We start from the raw sequence: 20298 nt of genomic DNA, 5'->3' as shown, positions 1-20298 counted from the left end.
AATCTGTCCGTTGGAACCCTGTCAATATTGTAGCGAACAGCCAGTCCATTGATATTGATAGTCTACAAAGAAAACGCCGGGGAGAATTTGAAGACATAAATCTTTTTTAGGAGGAGAATGAACAAAATGAATATTTTATTTGAAGAATTAATTGATATTAATTTAGTCGGGAAAGCGACTACAAAAAAGCCTAATTTAAAAAACTTAAATTCTAATCCAACAAGTAATAAAGAAGTGGCTGTAATTGGTATTGATTTTCAAAATGACTTCTTGGAAGAAGGAAATCTGGCTGTTACTAATTCTTATCAAGACGTTAGAAACTTTGCTAAGTTCATTTATGAAAATGTGGATGCTATAGATGATATTTTTATGAGTTTAGATATACATCAGCCGAAACAAATCTTTCATCCTGCTTGGTGGGTAAATGATAAAGGACAGTATCCTGAGCCATTTACGGTTATTACTTATCAAGATGTATTAGAAGGTAAGTGGGCACCTATTTACCAAGAGCAAGAAAGTTTAGAGTATCTTCGTGGACTAGAGGCAACTGAAAAGAAGTCCTTGATAATTTGGAGTTACCATTGCCTACAAGGTACATTTGGTGCAGCAATTGAAACGCAGTTATCAAACTTGTTATTTGCCTATTCTTTGTATAAAGAGAAGGATGTACATTACGTGACAAAAGGGTTAAATCCTATTTCTGAAATGTATGGAATAATAAAACCTGAGTATTCAAAAACGGATTTAACAGACAAAAATCTTTTAAGTCAATTGCAGAATTATAAAACAATAGTTATTGGTGGAGAGGCTAAGTCTCACTGTGTACTTGAGACTATCAAACAGATTGTGGAAGAGTTTGAAATGATAAATCACAAGGATTACTCAATTTATGTGTTAGAAGATTGTACATCTTCCATTTCAGGTTTTGAAGAAGTCACAGATGATGAATACAATAAATTAGCTTCAAAATACCCAATTATACTAACTACAATTAAAGAACTTAAATTTTAATTGATACCTGAAGATATACAACTGTCAAACTTCCAAAGAAAGGAGTTCTGGGCTTATTATAACTGGTTAGATCTACAGTACGGCACGTCTTATACTTATGCACAAGTTATTGATGCTAGGTTGTTTATTGAATGGGGGTTAAATGAGTACCCTGATTTTCCAAAGACTATTGACTACCCTGAAGGGCTATCGTCAAAAATAAGTCGTGCTCTAATAGCAGAGGAGGAAAATAGCGAGGGACGTGCTTTTCCGATTGAAGGATTAGCTCAAAGGATAATTGAGGAGTGGTATGCATATGTTCCTGAAACTGAAAGGGAAGCGTTATGTAGGGACTTCTGGCTTATTGTCGGGTCTTGTCCTGTTCGATTTTCTTTTGTTCATAACCTTGAGGTAGACTGCCTAAATCCTATGTTAAACAGTGATAGTTTTTTAGGGTTAACATCCATATACAGAGATAAGGCTGGAAATGTTAATGCTCAGTTCCTTCTGTTTGATGACGTTGGAATTGAAGCGATAAAACGTCTTCAGAAACGATTCCATGAAAATGAATTGGAGGCAATTACTAATCCTAATAACAAGCTGAAGTATGATCATCTTTTCGAAGAAAATAATGTCAACGGACTTCTACCAACAACTGCTTTTAGGGGTTTTTTGAAAGATAGAATTCTTCCTCGAGTAAAAGAGATAGAAGAATATAAGATTAATAATAACGGTTCTATGTTTGAGATTGGTGCTCATGGATTTAGGCATTTTATAGCTACCGTAGTACAGGTCAAAACAAGAAATATAAAGGCTACCCAGTTTGTCCTAGGGCATCATGACGAAAAAATGTCTATGCGTTACCTTAGAAGTAAAATTTCGCGAAACACTCTTCTTTACTCCATCGTTGATGGCTATGAAAAGCAGGAGGTTTCAGGAAAAAATCTATCTGAAAATCATTGAAATGTGGAATGATGAATCCATTGAAGATAGTAGGTTGTTTTTGTTCATCACCAAGAAATTTTACTAAAGAAGACAAAAGGTAGAGTAGAGAAAAGAACGCTTCCGGTAAGGATAGACGACATTAAAAATGACTTAAACCGAGAGACGTTTAAGGAGTTATTCCGAAAGTTTAAGCATCTTTCAGAAAAGGAAGCTGAAGCTGTTGAAAAAGAGGTAAAACAAACTGCGAAAAAATACATCAACAAGTATTATCGGAAGGTTCCGAGTCCAACAGCAAAGCAAATGGATGAATTTGAGAAGAGCGGTGTTATCAATGGCTAAGAAACTAATTTCCCATGCTGATTTAACTCGAGGCACTGCCAGTGCAAAAAGAACGTTTATTAGGAGAGCCCAGAAGGGGATATATCTCACTAAAAAGCTTAGCAAGGAAGAAGTTTTACAGAGGATAGCCTCGACTTTACAATTAACACCGAGGAGCTTGTATACTGGCGACAGAAAGTTATACTTAGAAAAATGGTATCAAACTCTGCTTATCGAAATTGATAAAATTCATGAGGATTTAAGGGGTAAAAAGAACCTTTCTTCGATAAAAGAGCTTAAAAACCTAACTGTAGAACAACTAATGGAAGAAGTTTCTGACCTGAAACAAATGATAATGGCTTACCAAACGAAGTGTGAGGAACAGGCATTAGTTATTGAAAAAATGATGAAACAAGTAGTAAAAAGACATGAAAGGGTTGAAAAAATATAGCTTATTGACCGTTGAAAGGCGGTCTTTTTTCTATACCATTTTGTACTTTTGAAGTAAAATTGTATAATGAGTTAAAAAAACCTTGCCTTGACAGGTGCCCTGCGGGTTTTAGGATATACTATCTATTCATATAAGTGCATTTTACATACGTCAATTGACGCCTACAATTTAGGCTATACTATTTTTATATATGAAAATGCGGTGGCCTCATTCAATGAAACCGGCCACGAATGGGCGCTTGGGCATTTTAAAGGATCTCTTGGAGCAACCATTCTATAATATCCATACACGCAACAGAATAGAAGGGAGGCGAATGCTTCTCTTTTGGGAGGAACTATCCATGGAAAAAAAGTACAACGACGACAGTTACGCCTTACACACGGATCTATACCAAATCAATATGGCCCAAACTTATTGGCAAGATAAAACACATGACCGAAAGGCCGTTTTCGAGATATTTTTCAGAAAACTTCCATTTAACAGCGGATATGCGATTTTTGCGGGACTTGAAAAAATTGTCCATTACCTTCAGAACTTTTGTTTCTCGGAAAGTGATATCGACTATTTAAAAACGGATTTGCATTACGATGAAGAATTTTTGGATTATTTGAAGAACATCCGTTTCACGGGAGCGATTCGTTGCATGAAAGAGGGGGAGCTTGTCTTTGGCAATGAACCGATATTACGGGTGGAGGCACCGCTTGGTGAGGCCCAACTCATAGAAACGGCATTGCTTAACATTGTGAACTATCACACACTCGTGGCAACTAAAGCTTCACGTATCAAACAAGTCATCGGCGACGAATCAGCCCTTGAATTCGGTTCAAGACGAGCACAAGAAATGGATGCTGCAATTTGGGGAGCAAGAGCAGCCTATCTTGCAGGTTTTGATTCTACTAGTAATGTACGAGCTGGAAAGCTGTTCGGCATTCCGGTTTCAGGAACACATGCCCATTCCATGATCCAAGCTTACAAAGATGAATATACGGCATTTCATAAATACGCAGTTTCACACAAAGACTGTGTCTTCTTAGTGGATACTTATGATACATTGCGTTCTGGCATTCCGAATGCAATCCGTGTTGCGAAGGAACTGGGCGATAAAATCAATTTCATTGGCGTCCGCCTTGATAGCGGCGATTTAGCTTACCTTTCTAAAGAAGCACGACGTATGCTGGATGCTGCAGGTTTCCATCATGCAAAGATTGTTGCCTCCAATGACCTGGATGAATATACGATCATCAACCTGAAGCAGCAAGGAGCTAGAATAGACATTTGGGGTATCGGAACGAAATTGATTACGGCTTATGATCAGCCAGCGCTAGGTGCTGTTTATAAAATGGTTTCAATTGAAGGGGAAGATGGGAATATGAAAGATACCATCAAGATTTCTTCTAATCCTGAAAAGGTCACGACTCCTGGCTTAAAACGGGTATACCGAATCATCAATAAAGTGAACCACCATGCTGAAGGCGATTATTTAGCCATGGAATATGAAAAACCGCAGGAACAGGAAAAATTAAAAATGTTTCATCCTGTCCATACCTTCCTAAGTAAATTTGTCACGGATTTCGATGCGGTTGATTTGCATGAGAATATTTTCGAGGAAGGCCGTTTAATCTATGAATTACCATCCATTGACGAAATCAAGGCCTTCACGAAAAAAAATCTTCAAGTATTATGGCCTGAATACCTTCGTGCACTTAATCCTGAAGAATATCCGGTAGACCTGAGCCAGGATTGTTGGGATAATAAAATGAGGAATATAGATGAAGTTAAAGCCAATGTAGAGAGAATGCTTACGAAATGACAAAGCTATTTCATTAGAAAGAGGGGCTATGCCAATGCGTCCATTACAAAAAGAAATCGTAAAAAAATTACTTGTCCAACCCACGATCGATCCTAAAGTCGAATTCAGGAAAAGTGTCGATCTATTAAAAGGGTATTTGAAGAAAAATACGTTTCTGAAAAGTTTTGTACTTGGAATATCGGGGGGGCAAGATTCAACACTGGCGGGGTATATTGCCCAAACGGCTGTCAATGAATTGAATGAAGAAACGAACCAAAGCGACTATAAGTTTGTTGCTGTAAGCTTGCCATATGGAGTACAGGCTGATGAAGAAGACAGGCAACTGGCTTTGAAATTCATCAAGCCAAGCCAAACGGTAACAGTCAACATCAAGGGTGCGGTGGATGCCTCAGTAAAGGCAGTGGAAGAAGCTGTGCCTGAAAAGCTATCGGATTTCTTAAAAGGAAATGTCAAAGCACGTGAGCGAATGAAGGTGCAATACGATTTAGCCGGACTATACAAAGGAGTCGTGCTTGGGACAGACCATGCAGCTGAAGCAATCACAGGTTTCTTTACGAAACATGGTGATGGTGCAGCGGATATCATCCCATTATACAGATTAAACAAAAGGCAAGGAAAGGAAATTCTGAAATTCATCGGTGCTCCTGAGCGTCTTTATACGAAAATTCCAACTGCCGATTTAGAAGATGATAAACCGTTAATCCCTGATGAAGTAGCTTTAGGTGTTAGCTACGATGAAATCGATGATTACCTTGAAGGTAAGGAAATCAGAACGGAGGCTGCCGAAATCATCGAGGGTTGGTATACCAAAACCGAACATAAACGGAATGAAGCCATTAATGTTTATGATACATGGTGGAAATAAAAGAAGCTGAGAAAAGTAATCCCGCATCACATAAGATGCGGGTTTTTTTCAGGACCATACCTAGCACAATGGCCAACACATCTTTAATGAAAATTTTTCCGGCAAAGGGGAAACTAAATGTCTACTTTACATATGGATTTATCCAGGCGAATTAATGAAACCAGCAAGCAAATTGAATTCTCGGGTGTTATTGGTGTGAAAGCGGGAGATGTTCTGATCCATAGCTCAGCCCATGGCTATTCCAATCGCTCGGATGAAATGATGAATACGACTGAAACAAGGTTCGGAATTGCTTCAGGGTGTAAACTGTTTACCGCGATAGCCATTTGCCAGTTAATACAAAAAGGGAAACTTAAGTTTAATTCTCAGCTAAAAGACTGTCTTTCGATCGTGTTTCCTGATTTCCATCAAAATGTAACGATACATCACCTCTTAACACACACATCGGGTATTCCTGATTACTTTGATGAAAACGTGATGGCCGATTTTGAGGAGCTATGGCAGAAAAATCCGATGTACCATATAAAAAGATTAAAAGACTTCCTGCCGATGTTTCAAAATGACATGATGATGTTCGAGCCCGGGGAACGATTTCATTATAATAATGCCGGCTATATTTTATTGGGATTGATTGTTGAGGAACTAACCGGACTTGAATTTTCCGAATATATCGATAATAACATTTTTCTGCCTTGTGAAATGAGAGATTCCGGTTACTTCTCCATGGACAAGCTCCCTAAAAAAACGGCGCTAGGATACATTGACGATGAAAACGGAACATGGAGAACAAATGTTTATTCCCTTCCGATTAAAGGCGGTGCGGATGGAGGGGCATATATTACTGCATCAGATATGTTCAGGTTTTGGGAAGGGTTATTTTCTAATCAGTTACTAAATCAAGAATATACCAATCTTTTATTGAAACCCCATATTTCTACGAAAGATGAAGGGGAATACTATGGGTATGGTGTATGGATAAATAAAAAAAATGACGAGATTTTCAAATATCATCTTATGGGGTATGACCCAGGTGTAAGCTTCAATTCTGCGGTATATCCGGCAAATCGAATCAAAACCGTCATTACCTCAAATGAAAGCATGGGTCCATACGATATTACCTGTGCGATTGAGAAAGAACTATAACAAAAAGGAACCTTTCGATTAGGAAAGGTTCCTTAATATGAGCATTTCTTGAACCCCGAGTTATCAGCTATTCTAATGGACATCGGTTCCAAAACATGTCTTGATGACCGGATTGTCAGAAAGCATGGTAAAGATTTATCGGGATTGATGCTTTTTTTAGTTCTAAAGTAGTAAACAAAGGATTTGTATATTTAAATATCTTAAAGTAGAGTATATTTAATATACATAATTCTAACGGGTATGATCCGATGGAGGTTCTTTTTACGTTATGAAAGCAAGATATGAACTCGCAAACATGAATTTAACACTAAGTAATGTAACTTTACGAAATGCAGCGGATAGCTATGTTCTCTTGAAAGCTGCAGATGATCAAAATAATGAAATCACGATTAAGCTATCCCACGGACAAGCAGAATTTCTAGAAGAGGAATTACGGGAAGTGAATCGCCGTCGCAGGGAAAATAGTTCTGAAATATCCGGATATGAACAGGAACGTAATCATGACGACGATTCTTTTAATCTGTTTAGCATCGATTTATTTACTGAAAATGAACAGAAGTAATTAATATTTGGTGTTCAGTTACATCGTCTCGAAACCTAATTCCCTGAAACCTTACCTTTCGATTTTAGATGGTCCTACAGAGAGTTTTTCCTGATTTCCGTCAATAAAAAATTCGAACCGCTATAAGGAATATCTTAAGCAAGGTGACCTATCGTTACCTTTTTTTTGGTTGCCTGAAAAAATTCTTCACCAAAAGGAAGATGGATGATAGTACAGCAAAAACGATGAAAAATACGATGAAGCCCCAAAGACCTATCGCAGCATCTTGAAATTCCATATTCCCCCTGCTGGTGAGGGCTTGCTGTATTTCAATGGCAAATACTAAAACAACCATGACAGTAAAGGTATAAAGGAAAGAGAGTATTGTAATCCCAAAACGCATCCGGGCAATTAAATTAGATAAAAATAACACGAACAAAAATATGATGATACCGATGATTCCCATTATCCAAAAATGCAGATCTTTGTCTGTAGCATTTGAATTTAATGTGTCGCTTACAAAGAATAGGATGAAATCGTGAAGATTATTGACGATTTCAGCTAATATCTGGATGATTTCTTTCATTTTTTCACACCTCCAATCCTTAGATTATAGCAGGTTATAAATCTATATAGAAGAGGAGAGGTCCTCGGAGTTGCCAGACTGACCTTCGATGGTAGTAATGTGAAATCATAAACATGCTAAGAGAAGTATATTCTGGGAAACGTAAAAAAAGCATAAGTGAATGAAGAAGTCAGGACATGTAAGTTAGTTAAATAAGGGTAGATTGAACAAAATACATAGAAAAATAAAGTAATTCATGGAAAGCAGGAGTGCCTATTTCCAATGTATTTAATGCCTTTAGCAATCTTAGCCATGATTGTTTGATCGGTTTCTTTATTTATAAAGTTAGTAAAACTTAATGCTTAGAGTTGGAGGAAAAAAGAATGAATGATGTACATAATCATGTGTTAACAGTAATTGATTTTATGAAAACCGGACACAAAACTTGTTTTGTGAAAGTAATCGGTTTTGATGCTGAATCCGGACAGGATTTTGAAGGTGAAGTTAAATTTGTCGGTGATTTGCCTTTTGGTGATTTGATTCATCCCGAACGGTCACATTTATCTTCCACTTGCAGGGAATTTGTTCGGGATGATTTGTTGCGCAGATACAGTCATGGGCAGTTTGAATGAACTGGTTGGAATTTTTATAGAGAATCCAATGAGATGATATTTTGCTCACTTGTTTAAAATTGGTAAAATGGCGGGTATAAAGAATATGGTATGTAGGGACTTTTTTATGCCAATCTTCTCTTTCAACTGACAAAATAGCATATTTCTCCCTATTTAACTCTCGGACTATAATCCTTATAATATTAAATAGGAAAATATGACATTTAGTGTAGGATTATACTGTTTCTGAGGTGAGTTTCATGGTTTATGCAGATATTTTGAGTACTATACACTCTGCTATCTCCGGTAAAAAAGCTGATTTGAATGTGAAAATAGAGCGTTTAGAAAATGCGAAGAACGATATTATAAAAGAGCAAAGCATGTGCTTAAGCGAGATTAGGAAAATAAAAGACCCTGAGCTAGGTGGCAGCTGGACAGGGAATCGATCGGAACAATTTCAGGAATCTCGTCATGATGCCTATAATGTGATGTTTAGTATCATTCATGACGATTATGACGATTATCAATGGAAAATCGAGGCGATGATTACAAAGCTGAATGCCGAGAATACGCTACTAAGCATAGCGGGGAATATAGCACATGAAGCCGATTCCCTTTTGAGCAAAGGCGAAGAGGCATTTGAGCAGCTGGAAAGTAAAATTTCAGATTTAAAAAGGCGGTTGTTTTAATGACGACAATCAAACTGAATCATCCTGCCGTAACGAAGCAAGTCGATCAGGTGAAGACGGCACTTGGTACAGTCACGCTTGGAAATTTGCCGGCAGGCGAGCTAGGCAATAATAAATTGGAATTCACCGCGAAATGGATCGACAGGGAAACGAACCTGGAAAAGGTCTTTGAGCAATATATCAAAATCGTCCAGAAAAATGTGGAAGATACCCGTGCCAACATAGACTTATTAAAAGAACAGGATGAAGCCATCGCCCATACGTCTTCACATGGGTACCCTACGCGATGAAAATATATGAAGCCGAGACATTGACGGCCGCAACCAAGTCGCGCGCCAAGCAATATGAAGAACTAAAGAAGGAAGTCGCAGCCCTGAAAAAGGAATTTCAGGGCATCGTCGGCCTGGATAACGAGTTTCAGGGAGCTGGTGCTGCCGCCATTAAAAGCTTTTATGAAGCGCAAATCGAGGTGGCGGACGCCTGGATGGAACTATTCACTACCCAGATCAGCTTTTTGGAAGGCATTCCAGCCAGTCTGGAAGAGGCGGACCTATCCGGAAATACGGTGGTTGAGGTTCCCTTTTTAGATGGCGAAGTCTCAAACGGCATCAACCAAGCGAAGTCGCTTGTCGATGAACAAGCGAACGATCTTCAAAGGATCCTGAACAGCATTGACGATATCCTGTCTCTTGATATGTTCGACCAAAAGGACTTTAATGAAAAAATCACGCTGGCCGGGCATAGACTGGATGACACCGTGACAAAGGTCGAGAATGTCGACCGGCAATTGGTCGAGGAATATGATGTGTCCATCGGGCAGGAAAACGTGGCCGTTGGCCTCTTCCGTGCCTTGCTTGATGCCACCAAACAGGACGGCCACGTTTCGCCGATGACATTCAATCAATCGGCCTTCAAGAATAGTGACGTCTATCAAGTGAAGGATGAAGTGGCCGGTCAGATGAAAGACTATCAGACCTTCAAAAAGCAGCAAGCAGAAGCCCGGAAAATCGAACAGGAAATGGAAGAACTCGAAAACCGCCCATGGTATGAAAAAGCCTGGGATACGACAAAAACCTTTACAGGGGAATTCACGGGATATTATGATTCTATCAGGGCCTCAACCGGAGTCGATCCAGTAACGGGCCGCAAGCTGTCCGATGCCGAACGAATCGCTGCCGGTGCCATGGCAGCCGCTGGATTCATCCCCGTCGTCGGCTGGGCCGGCAGGGCCATCAAAGGCGGCAGCGCCATCTACAAAACGGCCAAAGGGCTCAACGCAGCGAACCACGCGCTCGATGCCTATAAAACGACAAAAGGCTTTAGCCTCCTCCAGAAAACCGAATACGGGATATACGGACTTCTCGCAGCCAACGGACTCGGCGAAGCGGTCACCGGCAAAGACATGTTCGGCAACCAGCTAACTGAGGAACAGCGCCAGAACGGACTGTTGATGGCACTCGGAATCGGCGGTGTGGCAGGTGCGGCGAAAGTCGCCGATAAAGTAGCGAGTGGTACCAAGTTCATCCCTTACAGCAAGGAATTTGCGCAAAAGCAGGTACAGAAAGCAAAAGCATTCGGCCGGCAAATCGGCAATGTGGAAGTACCTCTCCGGATTAGGGTCGAAGAATTAGCCACGGCGTATGGAAACAACTTCAAGCATGTCACTTTTGATAAAACGACTATTAAGGATATTGTACAGAAGTTTGCGGTGAAGAGTGATGGTGGTAAGGGTTTAAATGGAACTGGGAGTAAACCGGGTATTAACATAGGGAAAGAGGATTTGGAAACTCTTAGAATAAAACTAGGTGTTCCTGAAACTCAAACAATTGCTATTGGAAAAACAGATGTAAAAGGTTTAGAAGGTAAAATATTTGAGGGTGGCTCACCTAAAGTTAGAAAAGAAGCAGGTTTACCTGATTTAGACACAGTAATGCCCAATAGGCCAATTAAGTCACCTTCTTCCCATCCTTTATCTACTAGACATGCTGAGGAAGGTGTAATTAATGAATTCATTTTGGAGGTTGAAAGAGTAGGATTGAAGGCAGAGGAGGTTACCGGTACATTAAATTTACATCAATCTAATCCAAAAGGTGCCTGTACAACTTGTATACAAGGAATTGTTAATCCAAATGTTAAACCAGGAATATTCATGCAACTAAGTAAAAGGTACCCTGAGTTAACCATAAAGTTATCTTCTGAGACAGTAGAGGGGGTTAAACCTGCTGGGAAATTATCCTTTATTTTGAAAAATGGAGTTTTGATTGAATAAGGAGGAAAAGTTTGTGATAGAAAAAATTAATGAAATGAACACTGATTTACAGGTAGCATTTCTTTTAACTTTGTCTGAAAAAGTTATTGGCATGCTTTCGAACTCTTCTGGGTATAAAGATGCAGTAGAAGCAATTGACTTATGCTGGAGTTGGGTTGAAAACAAAAACATTTCTGGAGATACTATCTATCAATTTTTAGATAATGCTGATGAAACAGGTCTATTGATTCTAATGCAATTTGAGGAGAACGAATTAAAGATGAAGGCTTGGAACTGCATTATTGATGCAATTGCTTTTGCTGATTGGAAAGCTTACATTGAGCAAGGGGAAAAATATTTACCTGCTCCAATAGAATCAGTGGATGAAGATCTATTCCATCATTTCTTAAATAATTTCTTAGAAATTAACCAAGGAACGGATGAAATGATCTATCGTTTAATTGATAGCTTACAAGATAATTATTCAAATAATAAAATTGATGCAAATATAAGAAAACAAATTTTATCTAGCATTGAATAAGTAATTATACAAAGGGCTGTTCAGCCTTTTGCCTTTAAGTTCTTGTCTTACACGCGCTAATAAAACAACAAAGTAGGTTATGTAAATTGTTAGCAGATGGGTTAACTATGTATATGAGGATATATCAAATGCAGATGATCACGAAAGAAGGGTTATTTGGGAATATACTCGTTTGGATCTTTTACCTGAAACTGAATATGATAAGAGTATTTTAGAAGAATACCTTAAGAAAGAATAATGGAGGACAAGAAAAGCTTGTTCTTTTTATGACCTTAACGCAAAAGTTAAGGTCTTTTCATTGTAGAAATAGAGTATTTATCGTTTTAAGTTATATCGGGCTCCTCAGATAATAGGCCGTTAGGTCTAAAAATATTTATAGATAAGATTATGGATTTACTGACCTCAGGCAGAGTCGTGATCAAATACAAGTAGTACAAAGTTCGTCCCTTACAGCAAGGAATTTGCGCAAAAGCAGGTTCAGAAGGCTCAAGCTATAATAACAGACATAGCGAGATCAGGAAAAACCACGTTAAAAAATATAGCTGAAGCAATCGGTAAAAAAGAAATCCCTAAACGGATAAGTATGGAACAAGTATCCCTCGCAGGAGGAAAAACCCTTCGCCAAGTTATGATGGAAAAGCAGACAATTAAGGAAGCCTATCAGAAATTCACAGTGAAGGATAGCAAAGTAGAGGGTGTTTCAGGGGAGAGTATTCCTAAGGGTACGGGTGAAACAAAGAACCTTAGTAGTACTGGAAATAAGATTGAGGTTGGCAAAGTTGATTTGGATGAATTAAGGAAAAAGTGGAATGTTCCTGAGACTAATACAATAGCTGTGGGTAGAACAGATATCAAATGACTTGAAGATTTAACTTTTAAAGGAGGATCTCCAGAAGTAAGAAAAGAAGCAGGGTTACCTTCATTAGACGAAATCTTACCTAATAGGGATATTAGGGCCCCGTATGTTCATTTAAAAAACCCTAAATTAGCACAGTTCACAAGGCATGCTGAAGAAGGAGTTTTGTTGTCAAAAAAGCAGAAATCGATCCAAGCGATATTACAGGAACTTTAAGAATTCACCAATCTAATCCGAGAGGTGTTTGTAATAAGTGCAGTAAAGGATTGCTGAAACCCTATCCAATTGAAAAAAGTGGTATATTTTATCAAGCTAGCAAGAAATATCCCAACCTAACAATAGTCGTAACATCGGAGATTGATGACAGTATTAAAACCAATGGTTTGCTCTCTTTCGTTTTAAAAGATGGGAAAATCGAATAAATATAAGGAGGAACTCATGGAAAAAAAATTATTTGATAATATACAAAGTGAAGTAAAAGTGGGCTTTGTTTTAACTGTTGCTGAAAGAGTATTTTCTGTAATCAGTAAAGACGATGAAAGATATTCAGAAGGGAGAGAAGCATTGGATAAATGTTGGTTATGGGTAGAATCCCATGCTGTAACTGGGGATGAACTGTATGAGCTTATTGATAATGCAGACTATACAGGAATCTCAGAATTTGCTGAGGAAGAAGAAGAAATGAATATTGCTAGACTATGGTCACTACTAGTTGATGCTGTTGCTTATACATCTTGGGAAGCTTTTAATTTAGAAAAAGTAAAATATTTACCACAATCACTGGAAGGTATTAATGCCGATAGTATCACAATCTTTTTAAATAGTGCAGTTGAAACCAGTTTTCTCACAGTAGATGAAATTGAGAGAATGGAATCAGTTCTTCATGATTATCTGTGTACAGATAATAAAATCCTAATAAATAGGGAAGAATTTATAAAATTATTTTAAACATGCAATAAACCTATGGATATGTCTGTGTTACGTACTTCAAGACTTACAATAGAACTTTTGGTCTATTGATAATTTGGTTTGTTTAAGAAGGTGATAACTGGTAAACCAGTTATCACCTTCTTTATTCCTAAGTATTAACTATACAGATAATAACTTTTGCTACGGGTAAGGGTATATCAGACCAAATAATTAATGGAAGAATAAATTAAAGGCACATATTAAGTATTCGTCTAATAGAAATGATTATTATACAGATTGCATAGTCAGGATTGATAAAGCCAAAGGAAAATAACAATTAGGAAGTACCAATTTTTGATGTTGTTATTGATGATTTTGCAAATCTATTAAGAATATTTGAAAATAGAGGAGGTAGGTAAGTATGAATGAAATTAAACTGAATAGTATTTATCAACTAATAGATCAAACTATTAATGAATTTCTATACCAGAGGAATGGTCAAAGGTATTAATGTACGGTGAAATTGCTGACGGTACCGGTACGGCTTTCTTTTTTTATTATACTCCTAATAGTGAAGTGCCTATTTATAGTCATGATATACCTGAAATATATAGTTTAAACGAAGAATAATATGGTAAAATATGGTATAAATTATTTAGATGAATTAAAAAAATTGTCAGATGAATTTAAAAATAATAATCAAGAACAATGGACCAATTTAACTTTTACTTTAGAAAGTACAGGGAAATTTAAGGTTGACTATGATCATGAAGATCTATCAGATGCAGATGATCACGAAAGAAGGGTTATTTGGGAATATACTCGTTTGGGTCTTTTACCTGAATCTGAATATGATAAGAGTATTTTAGAAGAATACCTTAAGAAAGAATAATGGAGTACAAGAAATGTTTGTTCTTTTGTAAGACCTTAACGCAAAAGTTAAGGTCTTTTGTCTTTTCATTGTTGAAATAGAAAATGTATCATCTTATCCATATCAGGCTTCTCAGAAAATAGGCCGAAAGGACTTAAAATCATATAGATTTACTTTAAGGCAAGGTGGCCTAGAAAAAAGTAGCGAGTGGTACAAAGTTCATTCCTTACAGCAAGGAGTTTGCGCAAAAGCAGGTTCAGAAGGTTCAAGCAACAATAACAGACATAGCGAGATCAGGAAAAACCACATTAAAAAATATAGGTGAAGAACTAGGTAAAAAGGAAATTCCTAAACGTATAAGTGTGGAACAAGTTTCCCTCGCAGGAGGACCAAACCTTCCCCAAGTTGTAATGGAAAAGCAGACAATTAAGGAAGCCTATCAGAAATTTACGGTTAAGGATACCAAAGTAGAGGCTGTGCTTCAGGGGAGAGTATTCCTAAGGGGACGGATAAAAACATTACGCAAGGCGCAAGATACGGCGAAAGGAAAATTCCCAATGAGAGAGACATATGCTAAATTAAGAAGAGCATCGCCGTCTTCTAAAATACAAAGAGAAGTTAACAAAAATATTGATGATATTATTGGAACTGAGGATTTTGCTTTACCTGGAAAAATAATTGATAAAAAACTGCATGAAGACCATATTGTTTCCCTAGAGAAAATAGCTCGTATGGAAGGTTTTGGCACATTAACTTACAATCAACAGAAGGAAATTGTTAATTTTGTGGAGAATTTTATAGGTCTTAGTGAAGCAGCTAATACATCTAAAGGTTCAAAATCATTTGCAGATTGGTACATCTATAAAAAGGAAAATATTCCAGTAAATCCTGAATTTAGGGAAAATGATATTAAAAGAAAAAGAACTAGAAATTGAGATACAAAAGATGATAGATGAATTTAATAGGATAAATAAAAAGGAGTGATTTCGGGTGGATAAATTATCTTTTTTAAAACAATACAGAAAAAGTATCGAGTTTGTATCTAACAAAGACTTACTCAATATTGAAAAGGAAAATATGCCTGAAAAATGGATAGAGATATTTAAAGAAACAGATAAAACTAGAAAGAAAGATAAACTAATAGCTTTATGGAATAATGTGTGTGAAAAAGAATTGAGTAATACTATATCATACTTGAAAGAGAATTTATTAGAAATTGAACTAATTGTAGATAATGGACAATATGCAGTACTATATAGCGTAATGAGTGAAAATGACGAAATTCTTTATTATGAAGGTGGTATACCGACCAATTCTATTAATATTTCAGAAATGCAAAAAAATTGGTCAAATGTTCCAGTATCTATTAAGGGATTTTATGAAAAGTTACACAATGGGTTTTATTATCTGCCAAGTAGAGCTATGGGGCTTGTACCAGTAGACCGCATTACTCATTTTGAGGATTACGAATGGGGAATACATGAAGAATTAGATGAACCATTAGGAATTAATATGGCATCAACATATGGTTTTTTTGAAAATGGCATGGGAGGATATGTTGCTATAGATTTAAAAAACTGTATCGATGACGTAGCGACATTATGGTTTACTAATGATAAGCCTGAGTATAATGTGGATTTCTGGGATATTGTAGATGAATGGATTGTAATAGGGCTTCAAGACAATTAAAAAATATGTAAATAATCTGGAAATAGCAATATTTATAGTCTACCAATCACAAAGTAATCTTAATGAGGTTAGTCAAAATCATTTCTCATGAAGTTTGTACTATCAAGGAGTCTTATAATGATACTTGGTTTATGAAAATAATTGACACTTTAAACATCCAAATATGGGGTACAGGGAACAAGCAAAAAACAAAGCTTTTTAGTATAAAGATAATATTTGTTATGAGTTACTTTAAATAGCTACTAATAGAGCACTTGATTTCCTTTTAGAATCAGGTGTTTTTTTATAAGATATTAATGCTTTTGACAACATGAATGATGCTATAGTTGAGATATATGACGTAATACGTTTTCGAATGCCAATAAATTAGCTCGATTTGCGGCGAGTCCACCTGTTTACTAAAAGGCAAGGCACATATAAGCAAACAAGGAAATCGGGCGCTGCACGCTTTATTTTACAACCTATCCGTACAGCAAGTACAAGTGGCCGTAGGAGCAAACTGCCTAGGAACCTAGTGTTTCATAAAACTATTAAGAACATTTGAAAATAGAGCAGGGGGATAAAATTGAATGAATCAAAACTAAATGATTATTATCAGAATATAGCTCAAACTGTAAATGAGATGATTCCAGAAGAATGGAGTAAAGTAATTTTGTATGGAGAAATTACTGAGGGGACAGGGACTGCGTTCTTTTTCTATCAGTCTAATATTAATGATACACTCATATATAGCCATGATATCCCTGAATTACATAGTATTAGTAGAAGGGAGTATCGAGATACATGGCGGAGGTTAATAAAGGTCTTAAAAGAATTATCAGATGAATTTAAAAATAATAATCAAGAACAATGGACCAATTTAACTTTTACTTTAGAAAGTTCAGGAAAATTTAAAGTTGACTATGATTATGAAGATCTATCAGATGCAGATGATCACGAAAGAAGGGTTATTTGGGAATATAATCGTTTAGGCCTTTTACCTGAATCTGAATATGATAAGAGTATTTTAGAAGAATACCTCAAGAAAGAATAATGGAGGATAAGAAAAGCTTGTATTTTTTATAAGACCTTAACGGTAAAGTTAAGGTCTTTTCATTGTTGAAATAGAATATGTATCATCTCACGTCATATCAAGTTCTTCAGATAATAGGTCATGAGGACTTAAATTCATTTAGATTTACTTCAAAAAAGTGGCTTAGAAAAAAGTAGCATGGGAAATTGTCCAGAATCATGGAAAATGAAGTAACTTACGTTCACGTCGAAAATTTTAGCTACTTGTCCACACCTTCCATCAGACCTTGCATATACAATAGTAAGGAGGGTGTTAGCATGGAGATAAATTGTTGTTTTGTAGAAAAATGTTTTGAGAACAATGACCCGAGTAAAGTATGGTACCCTGGAAAGCGTTGTAAATGTAAAAAATGCAAAAAAAGGGATCATCATTAATCTGTATGCCTTTACACTACAGGGGCAGTCCTAGCGACTGTCCTTTTTTATTTAGTACGCCTTAAGAAAGTGTGAGAGGGATAATAATTCATAAAAACACTCAACCGTGATGGATGAGTGTTTTTGAGCTAATCTTTATTGAGGATTTGTCGGCTTTGCTGAATGATTTCATTATTTTTATTTATGGCTTCAACATTGTTTAACTTAACATGGTCATTGATCAATTCGTTATCTTCCATATATTCAAGTAACAATTCGACGGATTTATCCAACAATCTTTCTAATTTGATATCCCTTTCTTCCGCTAAACGAGTGAGCCTTTTATTTAAATGAGAAGCGAGTGATGATACGAATGGATCTCTACCTTCGTTCATTTGCATTCCCCCTTCAGCTTTAATAGCTCCATTATATGATGGCAAAGTTTGGAAGGCAAAACTTAAGTGATTGAAATAGAGTCAATTTTACGGATTTACGTAATAAATAAAGAAGATTCTATATAGATTATATAATGGGGAGAATGAAATGAATGGGGTGTGCTGATAGCTGTGGATGATTTTTGTGTAGTTCTCCTTCTAATTCTGTTTTTACTGTATAATAATAGTATATTTTACATTTAGGAGGAATTTTCATGGACCATGCCAGCAGTTTAATCGGTCTTTTTGCAATCATACCAATTTTGTTTTATCTGGGACTGCTTGTTTTAAGTATTTATTTTGTCATTAAAGTGATAAAATTCATTAATGCCAAGACAAGATTAGATCAGGAAAGAAATGAAAAGCTGGATGAGTTGATAAGAGTTATTGGTAAGGGGAAAGAAGATCAAAATAACCCTTTATAAAAGAACAAAGCACATTCCCTAAGGGTCGTGCTTTTTTTATTTAACCTCATACTTCGTTTTTCATAAATTTTAAATATAAAGGGATTTTATGATATAAAAATAAGAAATTCGGGCGTTTTTTTGTAACGTCAAGGTAGTTGTACAAGCATTTCCTACTATGTGCCATAACATATTAGGAGGTGATTATATTGACAGTTAAATTAGAAACTTTAATGGATCGATCAGAAAAGAATATGGGTAGCGGGATACACCCAGTCGTTAAAGAAGCAGCATTGGAAATGGTTAAACGGGCATACCAAGAGGGGATTTTCGTGCAAATCAGCGCAGGTTATCGTTCTATGGAAGAGCAAGCTAAGTTGTATGGTCAAGGTCGCCTAGGTTATAGCTACAATGGAATAAACTATAGTGATTTATCGAAACCGGTCGTGACAAACGCGATGCCAGGTCAATCTTATCATAACTATGGACTAGCCATTGACTATTTCATAGTCAGTGATGATGGAAAGAATGCGCTATGGACAGTTGATGAAAAATGGAGAAGGGCAGCGGCTATTGGTAAATCCTTGGGCTTTACTTGGGGCGGGGATTGGTCAAATTTTAAAGATTACCCGCACTTGGATATGACGGGCGGACTTTCTTATTCTCAGTTAAAAGCAGGAATTAAGCCTATTTTAATATCAAAAGTGAATGGAACCCCTCCACCGGTAACACAAGTTGAATCGGAAGTCATTGATAAAGACACACCTCCTAAGGACAGTGGCAATCCAACAATCAAGTCCATTCAAAAGACATTGAATAGCCGCTATCATGTGAAAATAGATGTGGATGGTTATTATGGTCAGAATACTAAAAAAGCGCTGATCAAGGGTTTCCAAACCGAATTGAATAAGCAATATGGTGCAAAGCTTATTGTTGATGGAATATGGGGACCTCAAACAAAAGCGGCTTCACCTAATGTGAGGGAAGGGGCAAAAGGGAATATCACCTATATCCTTCAAGCAGCACTTTATATGGAAGGGTATTATCCACATGGCATGGATGGTATCTTTGGAAGTGGAACGGAAACGGCGGTGAAGGCATTCCAACGGGCTGCAAGATTATCTGCCGATGGTATTGCTGGTGAAGATACATTTGCAAAACTATTCGGATAATATGAAATTGAGTTGAAACAAGATTGCCAAAATGATTTCAGGTGACGGAAAGGGCCCATCATTTAAGAGAGGGCTTTTTTGTTGGGTCCTAAGAAAGATTGATTTGGGTGGGTTATTTTTGGCTATGAACTTGTTCATTCAATATCCCTATTTTTTATCCTTGCTACCTTATTAAAAAGGAAGAAGTCACCTCTAATCTTGACTTTCAAACAAGAAAATTAACAGATTCCTTTTTCATTGAAGAGCATTCAACATACTGTGTCGAACTACTCATATACAAAGGAAGCGCTTTCATTTATAATGATTTCAAGAATAGGAAGCCGAAAGGTGTGTTCAATATGGTGAGTAAACACGAAGGTAATTTCTTGAAAGGTCTTTTGTTTGGTACATCTTTGAGCATACCGTTATGGATATCTTTTTTTGGATGGATAAAATTATTCATTAAGACTTTATTTTAAGAGCCCATATAGGCTCTTTTTTAGTCGGACACTAGTGTAACCCCAGTTGGGGTATGCTAATCTATTGAGAGGCCAAAGGAGTTCATGTTTATAGCAGATCACACCACAACTGATTAAAGAATACCGCGATCATCTAATATAACATGGGCATTGGGCACTTTAATATCGGGTTGCTGACCGTTTTGTCAGCGGCCTTTTTTGTGTTATTTGCCGGTGAGCAGAGGTGACTTAATATCGGCCGCTCATCCGGGAGCATCCTTGCCGAAGAGAGTGAGGGGTAAAGGATACAAACAAGGCATGATGAACCAATTCGTGGGCGGATGCGTATATATAATATAGTATATTGGAAAAGGGGCGGTGCTT

24 protein-coding genes and 2 pseudogenes are annotated in these 20298 nt (G+C 37.0%); 24 read left to right on the top strand and 2 right to left on the bottom strand.

Annotated features, from left to right (window positions below; all coding sequences use genetic code 11):
* Positions 1–126 precede the first annotated feature (126 nt).
* The 8 genes and pseudogenes from ACQKMH_RS10480 (at position 127) to ACQKMH_RS10445 (ending at position 7084) form a co-directional block, all read left to right on the top strand.
* The gene (locus ACQKMH_RS10480; protein ID WP_427587320.1) at positions 127–1011 is read left to right on the top strand and encodes a hypothetical protein; all 885 of its coding nucleotides are present in this window, start codon (positions 127–129) and stop codon (positions 1009–1011) included.
* Positions 1012–1953, top strand: a complete 942-nt coding sequence (locus tag ACQKMH_RS10475) for a hypothetical protein (protein ID WP_427587319.1) — start codon at positions 1012–1014, stop codon at positions 1951–1953.
* A 313-nt stretch (positions 1954–2266) separates the two neighbouring features.
* On the top strand, positions 2267–2704 hold the full coding sequence (locus ACQKMH_RS10470) for a hypothetical protein (protein WP_427587318.1): 438 nt from the start codon (positions 2267–2269) through the stop codon (positions 2702–2704).
* Between the two features lie 135 nt (positions 2705–2839).
* Positions 2840–2983 (top strand): annotated as a pseudogene (locus ACQKMH_RS10465) (isochorismatase family protein); the annotation flags it as partial.
* A 61-nt stretch (positions 2984–3044) separates the two neighbouring features.
* Entirely contained in the window at positions 3045–4514 is a 1470-nt protein-coding gene (locus ACQKMH_RS10460; protein ID WP_427587317.1) for a nicotinate phosphoribosyltransferase, read from the top strand.
* A 34-nt stretch (positions 4515–4548) separates the two neighbouring features.
* The gene (gene nadE, locus ACQKMH_RS10455; RefSeq protein ID WP_427587316.1) at positions 4549–5379 is read left to right on the top strand and encodes an ammonia-dependent NAD(+) synthetase; all 831 of its coding nucleotides are present in this window, start codon (positions 4549–4551) and stop codon (positions 5377–5379) included.
* A gap of 117 nt (positions 5380–5496) precedes the next feature.
* Positions 5497–6522, top strand: a complete 1026-nt coding sequence (locus ACQKMH_RS10450; protein WP_427587314.1) for a serine hydrolase domain-containing protein — start codon at positions 5497–5499, stop codon at positions 6520–6522.
* 268 nt (positions 6523–6790) lie between these two features.
* The gene (locus ACQKMH_RS10445) at positions 6791–7084 is read left to right on the top strand and encodes a hypothetical protein (RefSeq protein ID WP_427587313.1); all 294 of its coding nucleotides are present in this window, start codon (positions 6791–6793) and stop codon (positions 7082–7084) included.
* A gap of 154 nt (positions 7085–7238) precedes the next feature.
* On the opposite strand, the gene ACQKMH_RS10440 is transcribed toward ACQKMH_RS10445, so the two are convergent.
* Positions 7239–7649: a hypothetical protein gene (locus ACQKMH_RS10440; RefSeq protein WP_427587312.1), complete on the bottom strand. Its 411-nt coding sequence runs from the start codon at positions 7647–7649 to the stop codon at positions 7239–7241.
* 362 nt (positions 7650–8011) lie between these two features.
* Here ACQKMH_RS10440 and ACQKMH_RS10435 point away from each other — a divergent pair, with 362 nt between their 5' ends.
* From ACQKMH_RS10435 to ACQKMH_RS10370, 14 genes and pseudogenes are all read left to right on the top strand, one after another.
* The gene (locus tag ACQKMH_RS10435; protein WP_427587311.1) at positions 8012–8260 is read left to right on the top strand and encodes a hypothetical protein; all 249 of its coding nucleotides are present in this window, start codon (positions 8012–8014) and stop codon (positions 8258–8260) included.
* A gap of 239 nt (positions 8261–8499) precedes the next feature.
* The gene (locus tag ACQKMH_RS10430) at positions 8500–8928 is read left to right on the top strand and encodes a YwqH-like family protein (RefSeq protein ID WP_427587310.1); all 429 of its coding nucleotides are present in this window, start codon (positions 8500–8502) and stop codon (positions 8926–8928) included.
* Positions 8928–9218 carry a YwqI/YxiC family protein gene (locus tag ACQKMH_RS10425; protein WP_427587309.1) on the top strand — a complete coding sequence of 97 codons (291 nt, stop codon included), beginning with the start codon at positions 8928–8930 and terminating at the stop codon, positions 9216–9218. The genes ACQKMH_RS10430 and ACQKMH_RS10425 overlap by 1 nt, the downstream gene beginning before the upstream one ends.
* Positions 9215–11197: a ribonuclease YeeF family protein gene (locus tag ACQKMH_RS10420; protein WP_427587308.1), complete on the top strand. Its 1983-nt coding sequence runs from the start codon at positions 9215–9217 to the stop codon at positions 11195–11197. The genes ACQKMH_RS10425 and ACQKMH_RS10420 overlap by 4 nt, the downstream gene beginning before the upstream one ends.
* 13 nt (positions 11198–11210) lie before the next feature.
* Complete coding sequence (locus ACQKMH_RS10415) at positions 11211–11717, top strand: Imm6 family immunity protein (protein WP_427587307.1); 507 nt, start codon at positions 11211–11213, stop codon at positions 11715–11717.
* Positions 11718–11802: 85 nt separating this feature from the next.
* Positions 11803–11955, top strand: a complete 153-nt coding sequence (locus ACQKMH_RS10410) for an immunity protein YezG family protein (protein WP_427587569.1) — start codon at positions 11803–11805, stop codon at positions 11953–11955.
* 345 nt (positions 11956–12300) lie between these two features.
* Positions 12301–12576, top strand: coding sequence for a hypothetical protein (locus ACQKMH_RS10405; protein WP_427587306.1), 276 nt, complete (start codon positions 12301–12303; stop codon positions 12574–12576).
* A gap of 435 nt (positions 12577–13011) precedes the next feature.
* A complete protein-coding gene (locus ACQKMH_RS10400) occupies positions 13012–13521 on the top strand; it encodes an Imm6 family immunity protein (protein ID WP_427587305.1) in 510 nt (169 codons plus the stop codon).
* A 471-nt stretch (positions 13522–13992) separates the two neighbouring features.
* Positions 13993–14112 (top strand): immunity protein YezG family protein, encoded by a 120-nt coding sequence (locus ACQKMH_RS10395; protein ID WP_427587303.1) that lies wholly within the window; start codon positions 13993–13995, stop codon positions 14110–14112.
* Position 14113: 1 nt separating this feature from the next.
* Complete coding sequence (locus ACQKMH_RS10390; RefSeq protein ID WP_427587301.1) at positions 14114–14374, top strand: immunity protein YezG family protein; 261 nt, start codon at positions 14114–14116, stop codon at positions 14372–14374.
* Between the two features lie 341 nt (positions 14375–14715).
* Entirely contained in the window at positions 14716–15288 is a 573-nt protein-coding gene (locus ACQKMH_RS10385; protein WP_427587300.1) for a hypothetical protein, read from the top strand.
* Between the two features lie 55 nt (positions 15289–15343).
* Complete coding sequence (locus ACQKMH_RS10380; RefSeq protein ID WP_427587299.1) at positions 15344–16042, top strand: SMI1/KNR4 family protein; 699 nt, start codon at positions 15344–15346, stop codon at positions 16040–16042.
* 348 nt (positions 16043–16390) lie between these two features.
* Positions 16391–16565 (top strand): annotated as a pseudogene (locus tag ACQKMH_RS10375) (IS110 family transposase); the annotation flags it as partial.
* 42 nt (positions 16566–16607) lie between these two features.
* Positions 16608–17075 carry an antitoxin YezG family protein gene (locus ACQKMH_RS10370; RefSeq protein ID WP_377451212.1) on the top strand — a complete coding sequence of 156 codons (468 nt, stop codon included), beginning with the start codon at positions 16608–16610 and terminating at the stop codon, positions 17073–17075.
* Between the two features lie 541 nt (positions 17076–17616).
* Here the strand turns inward: ACQKMH_RS10370 and ACQKMH_RS10365 are convergent.
* Positions 17617–17862, bottom strand: coding sequence for a hypothetical protein (locus ACQKMH_RS10365; RefSeq protein ID WP_230156202.1), 246 nt, complete (start codon positions 17860–17862; stop codon positions 17617–17619).
* 254 nt (positions 17863–18116) lie between these two features.
* On the opposite strand from ACQKMH_RS10365, the gene ACQKMH_RS10360 reads away from it, so the two are divergent.
* Positions 18117–18326, top strand: coding sequence for a hypothetical protein (locus ACQKMH_RS10360; RefSeq protein WP_427587298.1), 210 nt, complete (start codon positions 18117–18119; stop codon positions 18324–18326).
* A 188-nt stretch (positions 18327–18514) separates the two neighbouring features.
* Entirely contained in the window at positions 18515–19477 is a 963-nt protein-coding gene (locus ACQKMH_RS10355) for a peptidoglycan-binding protein (RefSeq protein ID WP_427587297.1), read from the top strand.
* The last annotated feature ends 821 nt before the right edge of the window (positions 19478–20298 follow it).

Source organism: Peribacillus sp. NPDC097895, from assembly GCF_050277555.1.
Classification (GTDB): Bacteria; Bacillota; Bacilli; order Bacillales; family DSM-1321; genus Peribacillus.
The sequence above is the reverse complement of the archived record's forward strand: the minus strand, read 5'-3'. Positions and strand labels throughout refer to the sequence as shown.

What these genes read in the sequence shown, in the direction of transcription:
- ACQKMH_RS10480 (WP_427587320.1), top strand. Translation starts at nt 127, where the DNA reads ATGAATATTTTATTTGAAGAATTAATTGATATTAATTTAGTCGGGAAA.
- ACQKMH_RS10470 (WP_427587318.1), top strand. Translation starts at nt 2,267, where the DNA reads ATGGCTAAGAAACTAATTTCCCATGCTGATTTAACTCGAGGCACTGCC.
- ACQKMH_RS10460 (WP_427587317.1), top strand. Translation starts at nt 3,045, where the DNA reads ATGGAAAAAAAGTACAACGACGACAGTTACGCCTTACACACGGATCTA.
- nadE (WP_427587316.1), top strand. Translation starts at nt 4,549, where the DNA reads ATGCGTCCATTACAAAAAGAAATCGTAAAAAAATTACTTGTCCAACCC.
- ACQKMH_RS10450 (WP_427587314.1), top strand. Translation starts at nt 5,497, where the DNA reads ATGTCTACTTTACATATGGATTTATCCAGGCGAATTAATGAAACCAGC.
- ACQKMH_RS10445 (WP_427587313.1), top strand. Translation starts at nt 6,791, where the DNA reads ATGAAAGCAAGATATGAACTCGCAAACATGAATTTAACACTAAGTAAT.
- ACQKMH_RS10440 (WP_427587312.1), bottom strand. Translation starts at nt 7,649, where the DNA reads ATGAAAGAAATCATCCAGATATTAGCTGAAATCGTCAATAATCTTCAC.
- ACQKMH_RS10435 (WP_427587311.1), top strand. Translation starts at nt 8,012, where the DNA reads ATGAATGATGTACATAATCATGTGTTAACAGTAATTGATTTTATGAAA.
- ACQKMH_RS10430 (WP_427587310.1), top strand. Translation starts at nt 8,500, where the DNA reads ATGGTTTATGCAGATATTTTGAGTACTATACACTCTGCTATCTCCGGT.
- ACQKMH_RS10425 (WP_427587309.1), top strand. Translation starts at nt 8,928, where the DNA reads ATGACGACAATCAAACTGAATCATCCTGCCGTAACGAAGCAAGTCGAT.
- ACQKMH_RS10420 (WP_427587308.1), top strand. Translation starts at nt 9,215, where the DNA reads ATGAAAATATATGAAGCCGAGACATTGACGGCCGCAACCAAGTCGCGC.
- ACQKMH_RS10405 (WP_427587306.1), top strand. Translation starts at nt 12,301, where the DNA reads ATGGAACAAGTATCCCTCGCAGGAGGAAAAACCCTTCGCCAAGTTATG.
- ACQKMH_RS10400 (WP_427587305.1), top strand. Translation starts at nt 13,012, where the DNA reads ATGGAAAAAAAATTATTTGATAATATACAAAGTGAAGTAAAAGTGGGC.
- ACQKMH_RS10395 (WP_427587303.1), top strand. Translation starts at nt 13,993, where the DNA reads ATGTACGGTGAAATTGCTGACGGTACCGGTACGGCTTTCTTTTTTTAT.
- ACQKMH_RS10390 (WP_427587301.1), top strand. Translation starts at nt 14,114, where the DNA reads ATGGTAAAATATGGTATAAATTATTTAGATGAATTAAAAAAATTGTCA.
- ACQKMH_RS10365 (WP_230156202.1), bottom strand. Translation starts at nt 17,862, where the DNA reads ATGAACGAAGGTAGAGATCCATTCGTATCATCACTCGCTTCTCATTTA.
- ACQKMH_RS10360 (WP_427587298.1), top strand. Translation starts at nt 18,117, where the DNA reads ATGGACCATGCCAGCAGTTTAATCGGTCTTTTTGCAATCATACCAATT.